Source organism: Paraburkholderia sp. GAS206C (assembly GCF_050435645.1).
Classification (GTDB): domain Bacteria; phylum Pseudomonadota; class Gammaproteobacteria; order Burkholderiales; family Burkholderiaceae; genus Paraburkholderia; species Paraburkholderia phenazinium_B.
The window spans coordinates 190,719-213,408 of the sequence record NZ_JBNDKR010000013.1 but is presented as its reverse complement, the minus strand read 5'-3'; the positions used below and the strand labels follow the sequence as shown (position 1 = coordinate 213,408).

Sequence of the window (22,690 nt, the reverse complement as noted above, 5' to 3'; positions counted from 1 at the left end):
CTGCGAATGCGGCGAGTTCTGTGAATCCTGCGCTTCCCGCATTTCGTGCCAGGCGAGCTGCGCGAGGACGCCGACTATTGCGCTCGTGATCAATCGGTTCATAAGGAATCCATCAGATCTTGCAATGCATCGAGCGTGTCTGCTCCATCGCCATTCGCGGCGGCACTGTGATCCAGTTGTGCGGCCATCTCGACGGGCGATGGATGCGCAAACAGCAATCCGAGTTCGATCTTCCGGCCGAGCGCCTCGCCAACACGCGATGCCACCCGCACAGCGAGCAGCGAATGTCCGCCTAGCGCAAAAAAATCGTCGTCAAGCCCGACCTGTGCCGCGCCCAGCACCTCGCTCCAGATCCGGCATAAGAGAACCTGGGTAGGTGTGACAGGCGGGCGATATGCGTCAGACGTCGCTGATGTCAGCAACGGCAGCGCCTTGCGGTTCAGCTTCCCGTTCGATGTCAGCGGCAACAGCTCTAGCCGAGCAATTTGCGCAGGTACCTGCTGCGCGGGCAGACGGCTTGCCAGCAGCGGACGCATTGCTGCTGGATCGGCGTCGCCAGTTATGAATGCAACGAGGCGCCGCGACGTGCCATCGCCCTGGATCTGGCATACCGCGTCGGCGACACCGTCAAGCGCGCGCAATGCCGCTTCGGTTTCTCCCAGTTCGATCCGGAAGCCGCGCAGCTTCACCTGCTGATCGGCACGGCCCAGGTACTCCAGTTGTCCGTCGCCGCGTACCCGGCACAAATCGCCGGTTCGGTATAGACGTGCGCCCGGTGCGCCATGCGGGTCTGGCAAGAAGCCTTCGGCGGTCAGTCCGGCGCGCCGCGTATAACCGCGTGCGAGATTGGCACCTCCGATGCACAACTCGCCTATGCCGTTGTCCGGTACCGGATTGCCGTCGGCGTCGAGCACCATCAGCGTCGTATGTTCGAGTGGTTCGCCGAGCGTAATCGGTGCGCCAGCGGCGTCGAGCCGCGCGGCGCTCGACCAGATCGTCGTTTCGGTCGGGCCATACATATTCCATAGCTGGACGCCACGCGTCTGCAACGCGTCGGCGAGGTCCACCGGTAGCGCCTCGCCGCCGCACAAGGCGCGTATCGGTGCGCCCGTTCCCCGTCTACCCTGCCAGCCACCATCAAGCAGAACGCGCCAGCCCATCGGCGTCGCCTGCATGACGCTCGCACGCGACGCGTCGACGAGCGCTGCAAGGCGGCGACCATCGGCGACGGTCTCGCGCGTAGCAAGTTCGATCGTGGCACCTGCAAGTAACGGGAGATACAGCTCAAGCGCCGCGATATCGAAAGACAGTGTGGTGACAGCGAGCCAGACGTCATCGGTATTGAGGGCGAGGCGAGCCTGCATGCTGTGAAGGAAACGCATCAGCGCGCCGTGTGTGACTGCAACGCCCTTGGGTTTGCCTGTCGATCCCGAGGTGTAAATCACGTAGGCGAGCTGATCGGCTCGAACCGGTGCAAACGACAGGGGGCAAGCGAGTTGTCCGGTTGCATCCGCGTCTGCAAACGCGGCATCGTCTTCCGCTTCGGTTTGATCCTGGCGGTCTGCATCGCCGTCGACCTCGACGAAGACATGATCTCCGGCGATATCCGCCAGACGCTCGCGTCCCACCACATCGACGAGTGTGCATGTCAGCAGCGCGTCGTCGATCATGCCGGCGAGATGCGCCGATGGATAGGCCGGATCGAGCGGCACATAGGCGGCACCGGCCTTCAGCACAGCGAGTATCGCCACGACCATCTGAGGCGAACGGGAAACGCACACACCTACGCGCGCTTCCGTCATAACGCCACAACGAAGAAGCCGCTGCGCGAGTCGTGTTGCGCGCTGGTCGAGTTGCTGATAGCTGAGCGTGGCACCGTCGCAGCGCAGCGCGATAGCATCGGGAGAGTCCAGCGCCTGCTCGGCAATGCGAGCGTGCACCGGCAAAAACGGCACCGTCAAAACAGACGATTCGCTCGCGCCGCGTTGCGCGACGGGCCGCGCCTCGAGCGTAAAATCTCGCACCCGTGCCACGCTTGCCTTGTCCTCGCGCACCAGCTGCGTCAACATGCCCACGTAATCGCGCATCAAACGCTCGACTGTGGCGTGCTCGAACAGATCCTTTGCATAGCTGAAGGACAGGCTGAGCTGATCCGCAATCGTTACATTGAGCGTCAGATCGAATTGCGCAGCCGTGCGTTGATCACTGAGCGGCCGCAACTGCAGCGCCGGTCCTGCGTGCTGGTCGAGCGGCGCCGCCGGAACGTCCAGATTGAACATCGCCTGGAAGAGCGGCGTTTGATTTGCCGCGCGTACCGGTTGCAGCGCATCGACGATCTGTGCGAATGGAACATCCTGATTAACCTGCGCCTCCAGTACCCGCTGCTTCACTTGCGCGAGCAACGCGTCAAACGGCAATGAGCCCGTGAGGTCCGCACGGATCACCGCCGTGTTGACGAAGAAACCGATCAGCGGTTCGATCTCCAGCTGCTCGCGTCCCGAAAGCGGTATCCCAACGCGGATGTCGCGCTGGCCGCTATAGCGATGCAGCAACGCATGGAACGTCGCGAGCAGCGTCATAAACACCGTCGCGTCGTGCCGGCGGGCAAAGCCCTGCAATGCATCGGCGAGTGGCTGATCAAGCACGCCTCCGACCTGTCCGCCGTCCGAACTGCGCAGCGCGGGACGCGCGCGATCTGTCGGCAATTCGAGCACCGGCTGCTCGTCACCGAGGCGCATGCGCCAATAGTCGAGCTGCTGTTCGAGCGCGGTGGCGCCGAGCGTCTCGCGCTGCCAGACGGCGAAGTCCGCGTACTGGACTGGCAGCGGCGCAAACGCCGGTGCGCGACCGGCGCGATGCGCCGCATAGGCGCTCAGCAATTCATCGATCAACAGATTCATCGACCAACCGTCGGCGGCAATGTGATGCACCACCAAGCCGAACACGTGGGAGCCACCGGCGAGACGTGCTAGTTGTGCGCGCAGCGCCGGGCCACGCGCGAGATCAAATGCTCTGGAGGCACCATTGCGCAACCACGCAGCGACGACTGGACCGGCTGCGCCGTTCGCGTCCTCGAAGACCGTCTCGGACCACTCGCAGCCCAGATGCTCGTCGACGATCAGCCACGGCGCGCCGTCGCGTTCCTCAAAGCGGCTATGCAGTATCTCGTGACGCTGCACCACGGAGTCAAGCGCCTTACGCAATGCCGGAACGTCGAGTTCGCCGTTAATCTGCACAGCCAAGGAAAGATGGTAAGCCGGGTTGTCGGGCGCCAGACGCCAGAGGAACCATAAGCGCTCCTGTCCATGTGTCGGCAGCGTCTCGCGCCGCCCCAGGCGTCGCACGGGCTGCAGCCCGCGTGCATGACGGGTTTCACTTGCTCCCTCGTCAAGGGCGGCCGCAAGTGATCGCAACACCGGATTTTCAAACAACGTCCGCAGCGCGATCTCACGGTCGAGCGCACGTTGCAAACGTGCCGCCACCTGCAACGCAAGCAGGGAATGTCCGCCAAGGGTGAAGAAATCATCGAGTGCGCCGACCCGGTCAATACCAAGCACCGCCTGCCAGATATCCGCAAGCATCATTTCGAGCGGGGTTTCAGGCGCTATGTAATCCGTATTATCTCCATCCGCGTCGGGCAACGCCTTGCGGTCGAGCTTGCCGTTCGGCAGAGTCGGAAGCACGTCGAGCGTCACGATTGACGCCGGCACCATATACGGCGGCAACGTGCGCGTCAGCGCCTCGCGGAGTGCACTTCCAGTGACTGCGGCCACGTTGTCCGCGAGAACGACATAACCCAGCAGGCGTTTCGCCTCATGATCGCCACGTGCGATCACCACCGCCTCCTTCACGCCGGCCTGCGCGCACAGGGCGCGCTCTATCTCGCCGAGTTCAATCCGATAGCCGCGCACCTTCACCTGATCGTCGAGCCGGCCCAGATACGCGACGCTACCGTCCGCGAGCCAGCGGCACAAATCGCCGGTTCGATATACACGCGAGCCGCGGGGACCCAACGGGTCGGGCACGAAACGTTCGGCGGTCTGCGCAGCGCGGCCAAGATAGCCGCGCGCCAGGGTCGCACCGCCGATGCACAATTCGCCCAGGCCGCCTTCGGGCACCGGCTCGCCGTCTGAATCGAGGATGCGGTAGATGCGCGAGGCCCACGGCGCCCCCACCGGCACCGCGATATTTTCAGCATGCCCGGCTATGACGAGTTGACCCGACGCGGTGACGGTTGCTTCGGTCGGACCATAGGTATTCACGAGGACGATATCCGCAAGCGGACCATCGAACCATTGCGCGACCGCGTTACCGGGCAAAACTTCGCCTCCTACCGTGACACGACGCAACGCGAGCCCGGCGGTATCGTCAGGCAGTTGCTGTGCCCACTGCTTCCAATATCCGGTCGGCAAGTCCGCGACCGTGACGCGGCGCTCTTGCAGAACACGGGTGAATTCAGCACCGCTCCACAGCGCTGGCCCACGCAATTCAAGTGATGCGCCCACCGCGAGCGAAGCAAAAATGTGCTCCACCGCCGAGTCGAAATTGACGGTGGAAAATTGCAGCACGCGATCTGCCGCGCACAAACCGTTCTCTGCGATGAAGTCGTCAAGATGCAAGCTCAGCGCGCCGTGAGTGATAGCGACGCCCTTGGGCTTGCCGGTCGAACCGGATGTATAGATCACGTATGCAAGTTGCTCAGCGTGCAGCGCATGCTCAGGATCGTGGTCCAGTTCCGCCGCAGTCTCGTCTACCCGGACCTCTGCGCAGACAGTCGAGGCAAACAGTTCGGCATGCGTTGCACGAGTGACCGCGTCGGTCAGCAGCGTCGTCAATTGCGCATCGTCGATCATGTCGCGCAACCGTTCGCGCGGATAGGCGGGATCGAGCGGCACGTACGCACCACCTGCCTTCATCACGCCCAGCAACGCTGCGATCAAGGCAGGCGAACGCTCGACGCAAACGCCGACGCGGGCCTCCCGCGCTACGCCCACGGCGACCAGACGGCGAGCAATCCGGTTCGCCCACTGGTTCAGTTCGAAGTAGCTCAGCGTCACGCCATCGCAATGCACTGCGAGCGCATCCGGCTGCTGCCGCACCACGGTATCAAAACGCGCGACAAACGGACGATAGGCGTGCGCCGCAGCACCGGTCGCCGCGCCGCTCAACGCGTTTGGGCCGGCCACGCGTAACGCGGCCAGCGAGACGTTCTGAGTCTGAACTCGCGCCAACTGCGCGAGCAGGTCCACATAAGCGCTCTGCAATACAGAGAGTGTCGTCTCCGGGATACGTTCCGCGTCCCAACTCCACTCCAGCGCAATGCGCTCGCCCGGCACGATACCCAGTGTCAACGGATAGTGCGTGCGCTCGAACGACTCGGAAGACGCGACGCTCAAACCCAGCGAACCATCGTTCAACGCAGGATCGACCGGGTAGTTTTCGAACACCAGCAGCGAGTCGAAGAGGGTGCCGAAGCTCGGTCCCGCCCATTGCTGGATAGACGAAAGCGGTGCATGACCGGCCTGGCGCAACTCGACGTTGTAAGTCTGCAGTTCGCCTAACCACTCGGCGACGGGCTGCTGTGCCGGCACATCGACCCACAGCGGCAGGCTATTGATAAACAGTCCCTGGATAGAAGCTGATCCCGGAAGGTCCGCGGGACGCCCCGCCACCGTCACGCCGAAGCCGACCTGACGGCGATTGCCGAAACGCGCCAGTACTAACGCCCAGGCGCCCTGAATCAGCGTATTAAGCGTCACGCCGTAACTTTTCGCGGCCTGCGCGAGCGCAGCGCCGAGTGCGACGTCGAGCGTCTGTGCACGATGGCCGAATGCGGCGCGTGCGTGTACGCCGCGCGACGTACGCGTCGCCGGCAGCGACGGCACGCTATCGAGCAGCAGCGCGGGACGGTCGACGCGTGCCAGTCGGGTGCGCCACCACGTGCTTGCGTCCGGTTGCTCGCGCAGCCATTCGAGGTACGAGCGATACGGTACGACGGGATCGAGTAGCGGCGTTTCACCGCGGCTGGCAGCGTGGTAGACGCGACTCAGTTCGCCAAGCAACTGTGCACTGCTCCAGCCGTCGGAGAGCGCGTGGTGATTGATCCATGCCAGATCGTGCGCACCGTCGGGCCGTTTGATCAGCGCGACATGCATCAAGGGCGCCGCGTCGAGATCGATCAGATGCGGCGCTTCGAACTCGAACCAGCGCGCAAACGCTTCTTCGTAGTCGTCGCGGTCGCTCCAGTCGTGCACGACAAATGGTTCCGGTACCTCGGCATACACGGCCTGCAGCATCGCGCCACCGTGGGCGCGCACGAAACGCGTACGCAAGACCGCGTGACGCGCGACAACCGTGCGCCACGCAGAACGCATTGCGTCGACGTCGAGCGCGCCGCGCAGCGTCATGCGCTTACGGTTCAGATACGCCCCCGGCTCCATCAGACTGTGGAAAATCAGGCCCTGCTGTAGCGGCGTGGCGGGATAGAGGTCTTCGATCGTCGCAAGCGGCAAGCCGAGCGCGTCGAGTTCACTCTGCGTGAGCGCTGCGAGCGGGACGTCCGAAGCGCTCACGCGCGGCGTCGCCATGGCGCAATGTGCAACAAGGTTCGCGACTTCGCGATCGAACGTGGCCAGCAATGCTTCGACGTCCGCTTGCGCGAGCACCTCTGGATCGTAGCGCCAGCTGAACGACAGGCAGTCGCCGACAATCATCCCGTTCAGATCGAGCGCGTAGCCGAGCGGCTCGTCGTCAGGTTGCGGGTTGCCCGCTGCTTCGCTCGCAAAACCGAACGGGCCATCGGCGCCGAGACTTTGGTCGAACTGGCCCAGGTAGTTGAAACTGATGCGCGGCGTGGGCAAACCGGCGAGGGCATCACGTACGGCTGCCGTTCCATAGGCGTGCAGCCAGCCCCAAGAAACGCCATCGTCCGGCAGCGAACGTAGTTGTTCCTTGGTGGAGATGAGCGCGGTCTGGTTGTCCGCTTCGGGTTGCGCGGACAACCAGACCGGATAGCGCGTCGTGAACCAGCCGACTGTACGGCTCAGGTCCGTGCTTGCTACACCGCGCTCGCTCGTGCCCAATACAATCTGCGATTCGCGACCATGACCCTCCAGCGCGAGCAGCACGCCGCTGCTACCCAACGCGTTAGCCAGCGTGCGAGTGAGCGCGGTCAACAACAGTTCGTCGATGCCAAGCCGGTAAGCGCGTGGTGCAGCATGGCGCAACGCTGCGGTCGCATCGGCGTCAAGGCGCCAATCGATCTGACGACTCGACGCAGATGTGCCACGTGGTGCTGGCAGCCCCGGCGTGGCGTTGGCCAACACGTTTTGCCATGCTTGCAATGCAGCGGTCACCCGGCTATCGCCAACTGCTTTGCGCTGGGCGTCCGCCCAGACACTCCATGACGTACTCCGACCGAGCACCGGCAGCTCGCGCGCGAGTGTCGCCGCATAGGCCTCCTGAAGATCGGCTAACAGGATGCGCCACGACACCCCGTCGACGACGAGGTGGTGAATGACCAGCAGCAAACGGCCTGACGCCGTGGTTCGCGCCGCGTCCTTCGCCGTCGGGGGCACCTTGAAGTACACCGCTTTCAAAAGACGCCCAGCCTGCGGATCGAGGCTCTGTTGCGCAATCTGACCTTGCGTGGCCAATGCCGCTTGCCAAGCTCCCGGCGTGTGGGACGCGTCACGCAGATCATTGACGCTCAGCAGCCCCGGTGGCGCATCGGCCAGCACCCGCTGGCTCCAGCCGTCCGGATGCCGCTCGAAACGTAGACGCAGCGCATCGTGACGCGCCACCACGGCGCTCAGCGCACGCTCCAGCGCGTCCGCCTCCAGTTCGCCGCGCACTTCCAGCAGAACTGACTGATTCCAATGCGGTTCGCCGTCCGGATAGCGGCTGAAAAACCATGCCTGAACCGGCGTCAGCGGCAACGCGTCGCGTATCTCAACCAGCGCTTCACCGCTACCATCTTCGAGTGGACGTATCACCATCGCAAGACGCGCGATGGTGGGATGCTCGAATACCTGACGCGGCGTCAGCAGCCAGCCCTGCGCGCGAGCCCGGGCAATCAGTTGCAGACTCAGAATGGAGTCACCGCCAGCGGCGAAGAAATCGTCCTCGACACTCAGGCCATCGCGTCCCAGAACGGCCTCCCAAAGCGTCAGCAACAGGCGTTCGCCATCGTTGCGCGGCGCGATCTGTTGTTCGTTCTCCTCTGCGACAATTGCCGGCAGCGCCGCGCGATCGACCTTGCCATTGCGCATCAGCGGCAACGCCTCGAGCAGTGCAATCGCCGAGGGCACCATGTGGGCCGGCAACTGCTGCGCGAGTCCGTGCTGCAACGCGGCGCTCTGTACGGACTCGCCGTGTTTCGCGACCACGTAAGCAACGAGGCGCGGCGCACCCAGGTCCTTTGCGAGGACGACCACTGCATCGGCGACGCCCGATTGACGACGCAGCGCCGCCTCGATTTCCCCTGGTTCAATGCGCAGGCCACGCAGCTTGACCTGTTGATCAAGACGGCCGAGGAAGTCGATCGCGCCGTCGGCGCGGCGGCGACACAGATCGCCAGTGCGATACAGACGCGCACCTGGATGCGATGGATCGGGGACGAAGCGGTCGGCTGTCAGCGATGGCCGGTCCAGATAGCCGCGCGCGAGCGTGTGACCGCCAATGCAGAGTTCGCCTAACGCACCGACCGGTGCTTCGTTGCCATCGCTATCGAGCACGCGGGCGGTGCGCGACGCGTAGGGCTTGCCGATGGAGACGATCGGTTGCGAGGCGTCGTCGGCGGTGGTTGCGCGATACATGCAGGCCACCGTCGTTTCCGTCGGGCCATATAGATTCGCAAGGCCAATATGGCCGAGCGGTCCATTGCGCCATTGCGCAAGCGCGTCGCCCGGCAAGCCTTCACCGCCGACTGTGATCTGCCGCAGCGCCGCGAGGGCCTCCGCCGGCGGCGGCGTGCGCAGCCACTGTTGCCAATAGGCCGTAGGCAGGCGCGAAAAGGTCACGCGTGCATCGATCAGATGCCGGCTCGTCGTCTCGATGTCCCAAGGCTCCGGGCCGCGCATTTCGACCTTTCCGCCGCGCAACAGCGCCGGCAGAAGTTCGTGCAACGCGACGTCGAAGTTGATCGTTGAGGACTGCAGGACGGTGTCGTTTTCAGTGATCTGATGAGCAGCGATGAAGTCGTCGAGGTGGGCGGCAAACGCTGCGTGCGTGATCGCGACGCCCTTGGGCCGTCCGGTCGACCCCGAGGTGTAGATCACATAGGCGAGTTGCTCAGGATGCGGCGCGTACACAGGCGCTGCGGCTGCGGTTGCCCTTGCGCTTACGGCTTCGTTGGAGATTGCATCTGCCGCTTCACACGAATCATCATCGAGCGCGTCAACGTCAATCACCGTACGGCCGGCGAACAACTCACCGCATTGCTCCCGCGTCGCACGATCGCTCAACAGCACGCGCACGCCCGCATCGTCCATCATCAGCGCGAGACGCTCTGCCGGATACGTGGGATCAAGCGGCACGAATGCACCCGGCGATCTGAGCGTCCCGAGCAGCGACGCCACCATACCGATGGAACGAGTCATGCAGATGCCGACCCGCTCGTCAGCGCGTACACCAGCCGCGACAAGACGCATTGCAATCCGCCCGGCCCATGCATCGAGCGCACCATAAGTCACGCGCTCCCCTTCGCAATGCACGGCAAGGGCCTGCGGCTGCCGTGCAGCGCTCGCCACAAAGCGCGCCGGCACTGACTCGAAAGCCTTTTGCGCAGGCATGGCCGGAATTTCTCGCACCAGTTCGAAGCTGGCAAGCGGCGCGGCGGCGTTGCGTGCGATCTGCTCCAGCAGCACAACGTAGTGATCGAGCATCTGTTCGATCACCGAAGCATCGAAAAGATCTTCAGCGTAGGTCATGGCAACTTCGAGGCCGTTCGTACGGTCACGCGCAGCGAGCACCAGATCGAAACGCGCGGTCTGCGTGCCGACTTCATGATTGGACACTTCGAGGCCAGGCAGATGCGGCATATCGCGATCCGCGCCGAGATAGTTGAACATCGCCTGGAAAAGCGGCGTGTGCCCCAGGCTGCGTTGCGGCTGCAGGGCGTCCACCACCTTCGTGAACGGCAGGTCGGCGCAGTCGTGTGCTTCGAGCACGCGTTCATGCACCTGAGCCAGCAGATCCACGAAGGTCGTAAGGCCCGCGAATTCGGCGCGCACCACCAGCGTGTTGACGAAAAAGCCGATTGCGCGCACCACTTCATGCCGGTCGCGGCCGGCGACCGGCACACCGACGCGGATGTCGCGTTGCCCGCTATAACGGGCGAGCAACAGATCGAAGGCCGCGAGTAGCACCATGAATAAGGTAGCGTCGTGAGCCTCTCCAAGCTGCCCAAGTGCCGTGCGCAACGTGGCTGGCAGCAACCGCACCACGCTTGCTCCGGCGCCGCTGCGCAAACCAGAGCGTGAACGCACGTGTGGTAGTTCCAGAACCGGATGCTCCGTGCCGAGACGGTTGCGCCAGTAGTCGAGTAGTCGTTCCAACGCGGACTCGTCGAACCATTCGCGCTGCCATTGCGCGTAGTCGCCGTACTGGATCTGCGGCGCGAGCACAGACGCACGTGCCGCGTCAGGCGCGCCCACCGCCATCGCGCAGGGAGCCGCAACGCAGGCACGGTAAGCCGCCGCAAACTCGGCCACGAACACCTCAATCGACAAGCCATCTGCGACGATGTGATGCACAGAGATGTGCAGCAGATGATCGTCCGCTGCTCGCCGGATCAGCGCCACGCGCAGCAGCGGCCCGCGTTCGAGATCGAAGGGCAGCGCGGACCGGCTAGCCAGCAGCGCTTCGAGTGCCGCGTCCGTATCGCGAGCGCCGTCGAGGTCGAATTCATCCCAGCCATACTGTGTCGATCCGGCGATCTGGAACGGCACGCCGTCGACCTCGTTGAAACGCTGCCGCAAGCTCTCATGCGCATCGACGACCTGATCGAGCGCCGCGCGCAGCGCCCTTACATCAAGGCTGCCGCGCAAGCGCACCGCGCCGGTCACGTTGTACGCGGCGCTCGCGGGATCGAGGCGCCAGAGGAACCATAAGCGCTCCTGAGCATGCGATAACGCAAAGCGTCGTTCGCTACCGGGGAACGGGACGATCGGCAAGCGCGATGGATCGATGCCGCGCTGTTTTACACGGGCGCGGAATGCTGCACGTTTCTCGGGCGATAACGCGACATAGGCCATCGAAATCGACAGCAGTTCCTTCGACACTTCGCTCGCAGTTTCACTCATGGATGGTCTTGATTCGAGAGGGGTTCGGCGGCCAGCGGAGCCAGGCGCGCTGCGGCCGAAGATCAGATCGTTCAGGCGGTCATCGCAACCAGCACGCGGCGCTTGCCGGCGAACGGCGCGCGGCCATGCGACATCAGCAGGTTGTCGAGGATCAGCGTGTCGGCGGCTTGCCAGTCGAACGAGAGCATGGTGTCGCGGTACACCGCGCGGATTTCGTCGAGCATCGCGGCGTCGATCGGCGTGCCGTCGCCGAAGAAGGTGTTACGCGGCAGGCGGTCGTCATCGACGACTTCAAGCAACGCTTCCTGTACCGCGAGCGGCAGATTCGAAACATGAAAAAGGTGCGCCTGGTTGAACCACACGGTCTCGCCCGTCACCGGATGACGCAGCTCCGACTGGCAAACCTGGCGCGTGCGCAGCGCCTCGCCATCGTCGAGCCATTCGTAGTCGATCCGGTTGGCGCGGCAGTACTGCTCGACCTCGTCTCGCTCTTCCGTGCCGAACACCTGTTGCCACGGCAGATCGAGACCGTTGCCGTAGTTACGCACGTACATCACCTGCTTGTCGGCGAACCGTCGGCGCAGTGCAGGGTCGAGCCGTTCGTAGACGCGGCGGCTGTCGGCGATCGGTGTCGCGCCACCCTGCTCCGCGGCGATGTCGCAGTAGAACCAGATCGACGCCGGCCAGCTGAGCGTGTAGGACTGCTCGTTATGTTGATCGATCCATTGATCGGCCGGATACTCGGTCGAGGAGTAGACGCCTTTTTCGATTTTGCTGCGAGGCGTCGAGCCGAATTCGTAGGTCAACGTCGGTCGGCCAAAGCTTGTGACGAGACGGTCGAAACCCGACGCACCGAGAGCGTCGAAACCGCGCAGCAGCACGCCGCCGTAGATTGGCCTTGCACGCGCTACTAGCGTCTGCAACTGCGGCAGAAGTGCCTCGATATTTGTTGCGTCATTTGGGCTCAACGCCAGCACGCGGGTGCCGTTTCGCTCGATCACCTGTTCATTGAGTGCCGCGTCGATACCGCTGATCAGTGTGTCCATGCTTCGCCTTTCGTCGCGACCGGCTTAGGTGCGGCCGGCTTAGGTGCGGCCGGCCGCGCAAGTGCATCCGCGAGAGATGTGGCGACGCACGCCATCACGGAATCGGGCGTGCCGTCGAGATAGAAATGGCCGCCGTCGAAACGATGCAGCGTGCACGTCCCGCGAGTTTCGTCACGCCAGGCCGCGACGTCTTCAGCGCACGCAGTGGCGCGATCGTCACAGCCGGTGAAAACGCCGACTGGGCAAACAAGCGGCTCGCGCACGGTGCTCTCCTCAGCCGTTGCAAGCGGCGCATAAGTGCCACACAGATGAAAGTCAGCCCGTAGCACCGGCAGCACGAAATCGATAAAGTCCCGATCGTCGAGCAATGCAGCAGGTGTGCCGCCGAGCTCGCGCAACCTCGCGACCATCGCCTCATGTGTGCAATTGAGCCAATGCGTCTCCCGGTTGCGGCGCGACGGTGCGACCGACGCCGAAGCGCCAAACCAGACTGGCTCGAGCCCATGACGCGCACGGAGCGCGTGGATCAGTTCGAAGCCGACGAGCGCGCCCATGCTGTGACCGAACACCGCGAACGGCACGTCGTCATCGAGCTGTTCGGCGAGTTCGACTATCAGCATCTCGATCAGCGCCGGCCACTCGGTATGGGCGCGCAGCCTGCAACGTGAACCGTGCCCCGGCAACTCCAGCGGCATCACCTGCACGCCGTGTGGCAGACGCTGCGCCCAGCGGCGGTACAGCATCGCGCTTCCGCCCGCATGCGCAAGACAAACGAGGCGCACGGGCGGCAGCGCTGCAGGCACCGCGACGAATCCACTCATCGGTCAGGTCGCCGAACCCGCGCGCGCCGCGGTCTCTTTCGCCGCATCCTCCGCCATCGCCTTACGGAGGCTGAGCGGTCGCATATCGGTCCAGACCTCGTCGACCCATGCAAGGCATTCCGCCCGCTTGCCCGACTTGCCGGCCTGACGCCACCCTGCCGGAATCGCCTTGTAGTCCGGCCAGATCGAGTACTGCTCTTCGTCGTTGACCACTACGTGGAAGTTCGTGTCTTCATCGCCCCAGCTCATTGAACGCTCCGGTGTAGATTGTTGAGTACTTAAATACGTATCATTCCCATTTACGTCGACCATGCGGCGTTTGATGCTGCCTGGCACGGCCACCATGATCCAGTCAACGCGGCATCCTCTTCATCGGAAGAGAGCAGCGCCAACGAACTTCGCAAATGAGAATCATTTCTGTTTAGAGGCGTAAATTAGAGGGCACGCTACCCTTTGTCAAGCAATTTTGGCGGAGCTGAGACGCGCCCGGAGCTTGGCGAAACCGCGGTCAAGCCCGTCAATTGGCACATGCAGGCGAACTTCTGGCAGTTATCGCGCAACTCCGAGATCAATTTATCAAATGAGAATCATTTGCATTTGAGGTCAAACTGTGTCATCATAGGCGCCATCGAACACGTCAATTCTCTGCGCCCATGGACTCACTTCTCGCCGTTGAACCTCTCGATGTCACAACCGCCCCGGACCCGCAAGATCGCGCGGAAACCGTATTGCAAGCGCTACTGTCGCGCCAGTCGCACTGGCCGTTGACGAGTCCCGGTCCCGGCGACAAGGAACTGGCGTCAATTTTCGACGCCGCTTTGCGCGCACCGGATCACGGCAATCTGCGGCCGTGGCGCTTCGTGGTCGTGCGCGGTGCGGCGCGCGCCGCATTGGGTGAGGTGCTGGTCGATATCGCCTGCGCACGTTCACCGGGCGAGCCGCGCTCCGCGCATGCGCATCGCGCCCAGAAGGCGCAGGCCGCACCGGTGATCATCGCTCTAGGCGCCGCCGTGGATCCGAGTTCGACGGTGCCTGAGGTCGAGCAGTTACTCGCTGTCGGCGCGGCAACGATGAATATGCTCAACGCCATCCACGTGCTCGGCTACGGCGGGTTCTGGGCCACCGGCGCGGACTCGTACGAGCCTGCGATGCATTCGGCACTCGGCTTCGAGCCATCGGAACGGCTGCTTGGCTTCCTGTTCGTCGGCACGCCGCCCGCGAATCAACGTCCCGCTAAACGGCCTGCACGCGCCGCTTTCGTGCGCGAATGGACCGGTCCGTCGTCGCAACGAACATCGGCCAATTGAGCGGATGCGCGGCGCTTGGGCCCGACGGCCCAAACGCTACGCAACACACGATCCAGGCGAAGCGCTGTACGCCAACCCGGCCAGCGGCAGGCAGCATTGGGCGCAGCGCGTCTCCCATTTCCGGTTGGAGGTCCCATGTATTTTCATAGTCCATCCGCGCAGCCGTACACGCTGCTCGACGAATCGCTCGCGCAGCATCCCGACGTCGCGGAGCAGACGCTCCTCTCTGCACTTCGGACATGGATGCGTCCGCAGTGCGATTCCGTGCGCAAGAATGAGAGCTGGCGTGCCGTGCTATCCGAGGCCGGCCTGTCCGCCGACTGCATGACCTGTTTCAATCTGCTGATGCATGCGCTCACCGACCCGTCGTGCCGGCCGCTCGATACACGCTGCCGCTGCGCGAGCGAACTCGCCAAGGATGAAGCCGCTCTGCTGCAAGCCATCGCACTACTGCAGCGGATGCGCAGCGATGCAGCGGTCGAATTGCTCGACGGGTGGTTGCCACGGCCGGCCTTGGGTGTCGTACTGAAGCTTGGCCGCTGGTTTGCATTCTCGCTGCTCGAGGCGGGACTCGAGATCCCGGTGCGCGAGCGCCGCGTCACGTACATGCATTAATGGCATTGATGGCGCTTTGTGATGCCCTTCCTTCTGGTCACCACAAAGCGCTAAAGACCCGCAACGCCCAGCATTTACTGCGCGCCGAGCTTCTTGATCAGCACATCCAGTTGCGCCATCTCGTCAGCAGTCAAATCGGTGAGCGGAGCGCGCACCGGACCCGCGTCGCGGCCCACCAGTTTTGCACCCGCCTTCACGATGCTCACCGCGTAGCCCTGGCGGCGATTGCGAATCGCCAGATACGGCAGGAAAAACTCGTCGAGCAGCTTGCCGACCGTCACGTGATCGTCAGCGGCAATCGCCCGGTAAAACTGCATCGCCGTCTTCGGAATGAAGTTGAACACCGCCGACGAGTACACGGGAACGCCCAGCGCCTTATAGGCAGCGGCGTAAACTTCCGCCGTCGGCAGGCCGCCGAGATACGAAAAGCGGTCGCCCAGGCGGCGGCGAATCGTTACCATTGCTTCGATTTCGCCGACGCCGTCCTTGAAACCGATCAGGTTCGGACAACTATCCGCCAGACGTTCGAGCATGTCCGCATTGAGCTTCGAATTGGCGCGGTTATAGACGATCACGCCCATATTCTTCACTGACTTGCACACCTGCTCGACATGCGCGGCAATACCTTCCTGCGACGCTTCGGTCAGATAGTGCGGCATCAGCAGCACGCCCTTTGCGCCCAGGCGCTCCGCTTCCTGCGCATACTCGATCGCCACGCGCGTAGGGCCGCCGGCGCCAGCCAGAATCGGCACTTTGCCCTTGCAGGTTTCCGTGGCAGTGCGAATCACATTCGAGTAATCGTCCTTGGTCAACGAAAAGAATTCGCCGGTGCCGCCTGCGGCGAACAGCGCCGTCGCACCGTAAGGTGCGAGCCATTCGAGGCGCGCCGCGTAGGTGTCGGCGCGGAAATCGCCGTTCACGTCGAAGTCGGTCACGGGAAAGGACAGCAGTCCTTCGGAAACAATCGCTTTGAGTTCTTGAGGGGTCGTCATGGTCGGATGAGGTTCAAGTTTTGGGTAAAAGTGAACGGCCGCGACGGCCGCTGCCGAGTTGAGATCGGGTTGAAGTCGGGCTTAGCGCACCAGGCACGGGCGCTTGTTGTCGAACTTCCAGTTCGGAATCAGGTACTGCATAGCGACGCCGTCGTCGCGCGCGCCCAGGCCGTGCTGCTGATATAGCGCGTGCGCCTTCTCCAGCGCATCCATATCGAGCTCGATGCCCAGACCCGCTGCTTCCGGAACCTTGACCTTGCCGCCGACGATCTGCAGCGGATCGCGCGTCAGGTGCTGACCGTCCTGCCAGATCCAGTGCGTGTCGATGGCGGTGATCTTGCCGGGAGCCGCCGCGGCGACGTGCGTGAACATCGCGAGCGAGATATCGAAGTGATTGTTCGAATGCGAGCCCCACGTCAGGCCCCAATCGTTGCACATCTGCGCGACGCGCACCGAGCCCTGCATGGTCCAGAAGTGCGGATCGGCAAGCGGGATGTCGACGGACTGCAACTGGATAGCATGGCCCATCTGACGCCAGTCGGTAGCGATCATGTTGGTCGCCGTCGGCAGACCGGTCGCGCGGCGGAATTCAGCCATCACCTCGCGACCCGAATAACCGTTCTCCGCGCCGCAGGGATCTTCGGCATAGGCCAGCACATCGTGCTGGTCGCGGCACAGACGCACAGCTTCCGCCAACGACCACGCTCCGTTCGGATCGAGCGTGACGCGTGCATTCGGAAAACGCTCTGCCAGCGCGGTAACCGCTTCGATCTCAGCGTCGCCAGCCAATACGCCACCCTTGAGCTTGAAGTCATTGAAGCCGTAGCGTGCCTGAGCAGCCTCGGCCAGTCGCACCACGGCCTCTGGCGTCATCGCCTCTTCGGTGCGCACGCGCTCCCAGGCGTCGCGACCCTCGGCGCCGCTCGCGTACGGCAGGTCAGTCTTCTTGCGATCGCCGATGTAGAACAGGTAACCGAGCATCTCGACCTCGTCGCGCTGCTGGCCTTCGCCCAGCAACGCGGCAACCGGCACGCCAAGATGTTGTCCGAGCAGATCGAGCAACGCTGCTTCGAGTGCGGTCACCGCATGTATCGTGGTGCGCAGGTCGAAGGTCTGCAAGCCGCGTCCGCCCGCGTCGCGGTCGGCAAACTGCGTGCGCGCCCGGTTCAGCACGGCCTGCAGGTTGCCGATCGATTGACCGACGACGAGCGGCCGCGCGTCGTCGATGGTCTTGCGGATGTTTTCGCCGCCCGGCACTTCGCCGACGCCGGTATTGCCTGCGCTATCGCGCAGAATCACGACGTTGCGGGTAAAGAACGGCCCATGCGCGCCGCTCAGGTTCAATAGCATGCTGTCACGGCCGGCAACCGGCACGACGCGCAACTCGGTGACGATCGGTGTGGCATTCGTCTGGATGGGTTTCGTAGACATTAAAGTAGGACCCTTGAAGTGATGGAGCCAACGGGCAGAGTAGTTCGAGTATGGTTCAGATGCTTAGTTGGCCTTGCTATGCAGCGGCTGCACCAGGCCGTCGGTAGGCGGCGCGCGGCGATTGCGCGTCAGGAATGCCGCGGCAGCAGCGATGAGCGACGCGACACCCAGCCCATACAACCCGCCGCTAATCGAACCGGTATGTTGCTGCAGATAGCCAAACGTCGCGGGCGCGAAAAATCCGCCGAGGTTGCCCACCGAATTGATCAGCGCGATCACGGCAGCGGCCACCCGCGCATCCAGGTAGCCCTGCGGAATCGGCCAGAACAGCGACGAGGCAGCCTTGAAGCCGATCGCGGAGAAGCAGATTGCGACGAACGAGAACACCGGATCGGCAGAGGTCGAGGCGAACAATCCACATGCAGCAATCACCAACGCACCAGCCAGCCACGCTTGCTGAAAACGCCACCTGGCCGATAGCACGGCGAAACAGTACATGGCGACCATCGCGATGAGCCAGGGGATGGTGTTGAACATGCCAACCTGGAAATCCGAGAGTGCGCCCATCTTGCGAATGATGGTGGGCAACCAGAACGTGGCAGCATAAATGGTCAATTGAATCGCGAAGTACAGGAAGCAGAACAGCGCGATTTGCGGGTCTTTCAGCAGCTTCAAGGCCGGCAAGTGGGCGCCGCCGAGTGCGTCGCGCTCGGCCTGTTCTTTCGCAATGGACGTTTGCAGCACCCGCTGCTCTTCAGCCGTCAGCCAGGTAGCGTCACGGATATGCGATTTCAGCAGGACCCAGCTCACGCCACACAACACGATTGAAAACCCGCCTTCGATCAGAAACATCCACTGCCAGCTCTGCAGGCCAAGCCCGTGCACGGATAGCAAACTGCCGGTGATCGGACCAGACAGCACCGACGCGAGCGCCGAGCCCGAGAGAAACACCGCCACCGCCTTACCCCGCTCTTTCTGCGGCAGCCATTGTGTGAAGTAAAACACCACGCCCGGAAAAAAACCCGCCTCTGCAACACCGAGCAGAAAGCGCAGCACGTAGAACGAGGTGTCGTTCCAGACAAACGCCATCGCACCGGCGACCAGACCCCACGTCCCCATGATGCGCGTGAGCCACGCGCGCGCCCCGTACTTTTGCATCAGGACGTTCGACGGTACTTCGAACAGCGCGTATCCGACGAAGAACAGGCCGCTGCCCAAACCGTAGGCCGCCGCACCGATCCCCAGATCCGCCTGCATGTGCGAATTGACGAAACCGATGTTCACGCGGTCGATGTAATTCGCGATGAACATGATCAGGAAGAGCGGCAGGATGTGCCGCTTCACCTTCGAAACCGCTGACTCGAGCGGGTCGATCGCCGCGGTGGGAATAGATGTCAAGGTTTGTCTCCTGGCTCCAGACGCAACGCGGGCTGCTTTGCGACGAGCGCGGTCGCGCTCGCTTCCCAGCCCCGGCTATGTTGTCTGACGACAGTCTACTTTTTATAGAACCAAATTCCCATTGGGGGTTTACCCTTTGAATCAGGTGCACAACCTTGATGGACAAGGGATTATTACTACCGTAAGTCCTTAAGATGAGGATTCTCGCAGCAAGACTCGACGCCTAAGCGACTGTTTTTTAGGCATAACATCGCTTGTTATACGATGACTGATATTGGAACCCTGAGCAGGGGCAGAGGCAACAAAAAAGCGGCCCGCAGGCCGCTTTCTGACTTCGCGCGGGGCCGTCTCAGGCCGTGCGCTCGACACCCTCTTCCGACGCGCCCACACTCAAGCGTCGCAGCCGTTCGCGGCTACTCGACAAATGCATCCGCATGGCCGCACGCGCACCCTCCGGGTCGCGCCGGGCAATGGCGTCGAGAATGCTCTCGTGCTCGACATTGACCCGCGCCATGTATGCGGCGGGATCGCTGTGGGCAAGACTCGGCGAATCGACACGATGCCGGGGAATCAACGCGGTGCCCATCTGCGTGAGAATGTCCACGAAATAGCGGTTGCCCGTGGCGCTCGCCACCGCGACGTGAAACCGCAGATCTGCGGCTGCGCTGTCACCGCCGGCGCGGCTGGTGGCTCCGATAGCGTCCAGCGCGGCGCGAATATTAGCCAGGTCGCGCTCGCTCGCGCGCTGCGCGGCGAGCCCTGCACACTCGGTTTCGAGGCTGATACGCAGTTCCATGACCGAGAGCAGATCCGCTAACGTCGTGGCGGGCACCATCTCGAGACCCAACGGCTCACGGCGCGGCTCAAGCACAAAGCTGCCGATGCCATGACGCGTCTCGATCACCGCATTGGCCTGCAGTCGCGAGATAGCCTCGCGCACCACCGTCCGGCTGACGCCAAGCAGCGACATCAAGGTCGTCTCGGTGGGAAGCTTGTCGCCCGGCTTCAGCGTATGCGCCGCGACCTGTTCGTTGATGTAGTTCACCACCCGGTCAGCAAGACTTCCACGCGCGCGCGCAGGCGGCGTAGTGAGGGCTGGGGACGCGGTCATCAAGGACCTCCTGTTGGTTTGCTGACCCGCTCATTATACGTTGTCCTACAACGCGGGACGGCTGATTTCAGCAATGAACGCAACCGGAGGGATTAGGCGCAAATCCTTGTCGGACGGCGCAGAGGAGCGGATTTGCCGGAGACTTGAAGCAGCGTTATCGACGACGTCAGATGACCATCGATAACGCGCGTTGGGTGTTGGGTCCGGGACGCCGCGCGCACCTCACACAGACGCCCCCGAATCCCGCGACACCCAGCTTCAAACTTCCCGGTTCGCGTCGATCACCGTCAACGCCGCCATATTGATGATTCGGCGCACCGTCGAGCTCGACGTCAGCACATGCACCGGCGCATTGGCGCCCAACAGGAAGGGCCCCACCGCAACATTGCTGCCTGCCGCGGTCTTCAACAGGTTGTAGGCAATGTTCCCCGAGTCCACGTTCGGGCACACCAGCAGGTTCGCCGCGCCCTTCAGGCGCGACATCGGCAGGATGCGTGAGCGCAGCGCTTCGTCGAGCGCGCAATCGCCGTGCATTTCACCGTCGACTTCCAGCGTCGGTGCCTGCTGCGTCACCAGTTCGAGCGCACGACGCATCTTCGCGCCGGACGCCGAACTGCCAGAGCCGAAGTTCGAGCGCGACAACAACGCCACCTTCGGCACCAGATTCAACCCAGCCATGCTCTTCGCAGCGGCAATCGTGAATTCGGCAATCTGCTCGGCTGTCGGGTCGTCGTTGACGTGCGTATCGACCAGAGCGATGGTGCGATCGTCGAGCAGCAGGATATTCATCGCCGCATAGGTCTGCGCTCCGGCCTTCTTGCCGATCACCTGATCCACGAAACGCAGATGGTCGTGATACGCGCCAACCGTCCCGCACACCATGCCGTCGGCGTCACCGAGCTTCACCATCATCGCGCCGATCAGCGTCAAACGCCGGCGCATTTCCACACGCGCCATTTCCTTGGTGATGCCGTCGCGGCACATCAATTCCCAGTACGTCGTCCAGTATTGATGGAATCGTTCGTCATACTCAGGATTTGTCACTTCGACGTCCTGACCGAGGCGCAGACGCAGGCCGTACTTTTCGATCCGCGCCATCAGCACTTCAGGACGGCCGACCAGAATCGGACGCGCAAGCTTTTCATCGACGATCACCTGGACCGCGCGCAGCACGCGCTCTTCCTCACCTTCGGTAAACACGATGCGCGACTTGCCGCCTTCACGGACGATCTGCCGCGCCGCTGCGAACAGCGGCTTCATGAAGGCGCCCGAGCGGTAGACGAACTGCTGCAGTTGCTCCGTGTACGCATCCAGATCCTGCAACGGACGCGTGGCAACGCCACTGTCCATCGCGGCCTTCGCAACAGCCGGCGCGATACGCACGATCAGGCGCGGATCGAACGGCTTCGGGATGATGTATTCAGGACCGAAGTCGACGCCATATGCCCCGTACGCAGCGGCGACCACTTCGTTCTGCTCTTCCTCGGCGAGCGCGGCAATCGCGTAGACGGCCGCCTTTTCCATTTCCGGCGTGATGGTGGTCGCGCCCACGTCCAGCGCCCCGCGGAAAATATAGGGGAAACACAGGACGTTGTTGACCTGGTTCGGATAATCGGAGCGGCCCGTCGCGATGACCGCGTCGTCGCGCACGGCCTTCACTTCGGCCGGTGAGATTTCTGGCGTGGGATTGGCCAAGGCGAGAATCAGCGGGCGCGCCGCCATGCGCTTCACCATCTCGGGCTTTAGCACGCCGCCGGCGGACAGTCCGAGAAACACGTCGGCACCCTCGATGACTTCGGCCAGCGTACGTGCCGAGGTGTCCTTCGCGAAGCGCGCCTTCTGCGGGTCCATCAACGTGGTGCGGCCTTCGTACACCACGCCTTCGATGTCGGTTGCCCAGATGTTCTCGATAGGCAAGCCGAGGTCCACCATCAGTTCGAGGCAAGCCAGCGCTGCCGCGCCTGCGCCGGATGTGACGACCTTGACTTCCTTGATGCTCTTGCCCACCACCTTCAAACCATTGATAAAGGCCGCGGACACGGTGATGGCGGTGCCATGCTGATCGTCGTGGAAGACCGGAATCTTCATCCGCTCGCGCAGTTTGCGCTCTACGGTGAAGCATTCCGGTGCCTTGATGTCCTCGAGGTTGATACCGCCGAAGGTCGCTTCCAGGCCCGCGATGATATCGACCAGCTTGTCGGGATCGGTCTCGTTGATCTCGATGTCGAACACGTCGATGCCGGCAAACTTCTTGAACAGTACCGCCTTGCCTTCCATCACCGGCTTCGAGGCCAGCGCGCCGATATTGCCCAGTCCCAGCACGGCGGTGCCATTCGTGATGACGCCGACCAGATTTCCACGGCCGGTAAAGCGGAACGCGTTGAGCGGATCGGCGGCGATCTCTTCGCACGCTGCGGCCACGCCCGGCGTGTATGCCAGGGCAAGGTCGCGCTGCGTCACGAGCGGCTTGGTGGCGGTAACCGCCGTTTTTCCCGGAACCGGGAATTCGTGATAGTCGAGAGCGGCCTGACGATCCGTCGTGTTCATTCTTGTTGAGCCCCTATGGTTGGGCGCCTTGCGCGGCGCAAATCAAAAGTGATGGGCTCATTCTAGGCACGCGCCATAAGGATAATATTTAGAGTTAATATGCCCCCATCATATTTTTC

At 63.0% G+C, this 22,690-nt stretch carries 11 protein-coding genes; 2 read left to right on the top strand and 9 right to left on the bottom strand.

From position 1 onward, the window contains the following. Window positions 1-98: 98 nt before the first annotated feature. The 4 genes from P3T20_RS32290 to P3T20_RS32275 all read right to left on the bottom strand — a co-directional run bounded on the left by P3T20_RS32290 (window position 99) and on the right by P3T20_RS32275 (window position 13,419). Window positions 99-11,303 (bottom strand): amino acid adenylation domain-containing protein, encoded by an 11,205-nt coding sequence (locus P3T20_RS32290; RefSeq protein ID WP_429288949.1) that lies wholly within the window; start codon window positions 11,301-11,303, stop codon window positions 99-101. 71 nt (window positions 11,304-11,374) lie between these two features. Continuing rightward, on the bottom strand, window positions 11,375-12,349 hold the full coding sequence (locus P3T20_RS32285) for a TauD/TfdA family dioxygenase (protein ID WP_429288948.1): 975 nt from the start codon (window positions 12,347-12,349) through the stop codon (window positions 11,375-11,377). Further along, complete coding sequence (locus P3T20_RS32280) at window positions 12,337-13,170, bottom strand: thioesterase II family protein (protein ID WP_429288947.1); 834 nt, start codon at window positions 13,168-13,170, stop codon at window positions 12,337-12,339. Before P3T20_RS32280 ends, P3T20_RS32285 begins: the two co-directional genes overlap by 13 nt. A gap of 3 nt (window positions 13,171-13,173) precedes the next feature. Further along, on the bottom strand, window positions 13,174-13,419 hold the full coding sequence (locus tag P3T20_RS32275; RefSeq protein ID WP_074267452.1) for an MbtH family protein: 246 nt from the start codon (window positions 13,417-13,419) through the stop codon (window positions 13,174-13,176). 404 nt (window positions 13,420-13,823) lie between these two features. Between P3T20_RS32275 and P3T20_RS32270 the strand changes: the two genes are divergently transcribed. Both P3T20_RS32270 and P3T20_RS32265 read left to right on the top strand, forming a co-directional pair. Next, complete coding sequence (locus P3T20_RS32270; RefSeq protein WP_074267451.1) at window positions 13,824-14,477, top strand: nitroreductase family protein; 654 nt, start codon at window positions 13,824-13,826, stop codon at window positions 14,475-14,477. Between the two features lie 135 nt (window positions 14,478-14,612). Then, entirely contained in the window at window positions 14,613-15,092 is a 480-nt protein-coding gene (locus tag P3T20_RS32265) for a hypothetical protein (protein WP_074267450.1), read from the top strand. A gap of 74 nt (window positions 15,093-15,166) precedes the next feature. Here the strand turns inward: P3T20_RS32265 and kdgD are convergent, their stop codons facing one another. From kdgD to P3T20_RS32240, 5 genes are all read right to left on the bottom strand, one after another. Beyond that, window positions 15,167-16,084 (bottom strand): 5-dehydro-4-deoxyglucarate dehydratase, encoded by a 918-nt coding sequence (gene kdgD / locus P3T20_RS32260; protein ID WP_429288946.1) that lies wholly within the window; start codon window positions 16,082-16,084, stop codon window positions 15,167-15,169. Window positions 16,085-16,165: 81 nt separating this feature from the next. Then, window positions 16,166-17,515 (bottom strand): glucarate dehydratase, encoded by a 1,350-nt coding sequence (gene gudD, locus P3T20_RS32255; RefSeq protein ID WP_429288945.1) that lies wholly within the window; start codon window positions 17,513-17,515, stop codon window positions 16,166-16,168. Between the two features lie 63 nt (window positions 17,516-17,578). Then, window positions 17,579-18,913, bottom strand: coding sequence for an MFS transporter (locus tag P3T20_RS32250; RefSeq protein WP_429288944.1), 1,335 nt, complete (start codon window positions 18,911-18,913; stop codon window positions 17,579-17,581). Window positions 18,914-19,262: 349 nt separating this feature from the next. Further along, window positions 19,263-20,024, bottom strand: coding sequence for a FadR/GntR family transcriptional regulator (locus P3T20_RS32245; RefSeq protein WP_429288943.1), 762 nt, complete (start codon window positions 20,022-20,024; stop codon window positions 19,263-19,265). Between the two features lie 258 nt (window positions 20,025-20,282). After that, window positions 20,283-22,571 carry an NADP-dependent malic enzyme gene (locus P3T20_RS32240; RefSeq protein ID WP_429288942.1) on the bottom strand — a complete coding sequence of 763 codons (2,289 nt, stop codon included), beginning with the start codon at window positions 22,569-22,571 and terminating at the stop codon, window positions 20,283-20,285. Between the last annotated feature and the right edge of the window lie 119 nt (window positions 22,572-22,690).

What these genes read in the sequence shown, in the direction of transcription:
- P3T20_RS32290 (WP_429288949.1), bottom strand. Translation starts at nt 11,303, where the DNA reads ATGAGTGAAACTGCGAGCGAAGTGTCGAAGGAACTGCTGTCGATTTCG.
- P3T20_RS32285 (WP_429288948.1), bottom strand. Translation starts at nt 12,349, where the DNA reads ATGGACACACTGATCAGCGGTATCGACGCGGCACTCAATGAACAGGTG.
- P3T20_RS32280 (WP_429288947.1), bottom strand. Translation starts at nt 13,170, where the DNA reads ATGAGTGGATTCGTCGCGGTGCCTGCAGCGCTGCCGCCCGTGCGCCTC.
- P3T20_RS32275 (WP_074267452.1), bottom strand. Translation starts at nt 13,419, where the DNA reads ATGAGCTGGGGCGATGAAGACACGAACTTCCACGTAGTGGTCAACGAC.
- P3T20_RS32270 (WP_074267451.1), top strand. Translation starts at nt 13,824, where the DNA reads ATGGACTCACTTCTCGCCGTTGAACCTCTCGATGTCACAACCGCCCCG.
- P3T20_RS32265 (WP_074267450.1), top strand. Translation starts at nt 14,613, where the DNA reads ATGTATTTTCATAGTCCATCCGCGCAGCCGTACACGCTGCTCGACGAA.
- kdgD (WP_429288946.1), bottom strand. Translation starts at nt 16,084, where the DNA reads ATGACGACCCCTCAAGAACTCAAAGCGATTGTTTCCGAAGGACTGCTG.
- gudD (WP_429288945.1), bottom strand. Translation starts at nt 17,515, where the DNA reads ATGTCTACGAAACCCATCCAGACGAATGCCACACCGATCGTCACCGAG.
- P3T20_RS32245 (WP_429288943.1), bottom strand. Translation starts at nt 20,024, where the DNA reads ATGACCGCGTCCCCAGCCCTCACTACGCCGCCTGCGCGCGCGCGTGGA.
- P3T20_RS32240 (WP_429288942.1), bottom strand. Translation starts at nt 22,571, where the DNA reads ATGAACACGACGGATCGTCAGGCCGCTCTCGACTATCACGAATTCCCG.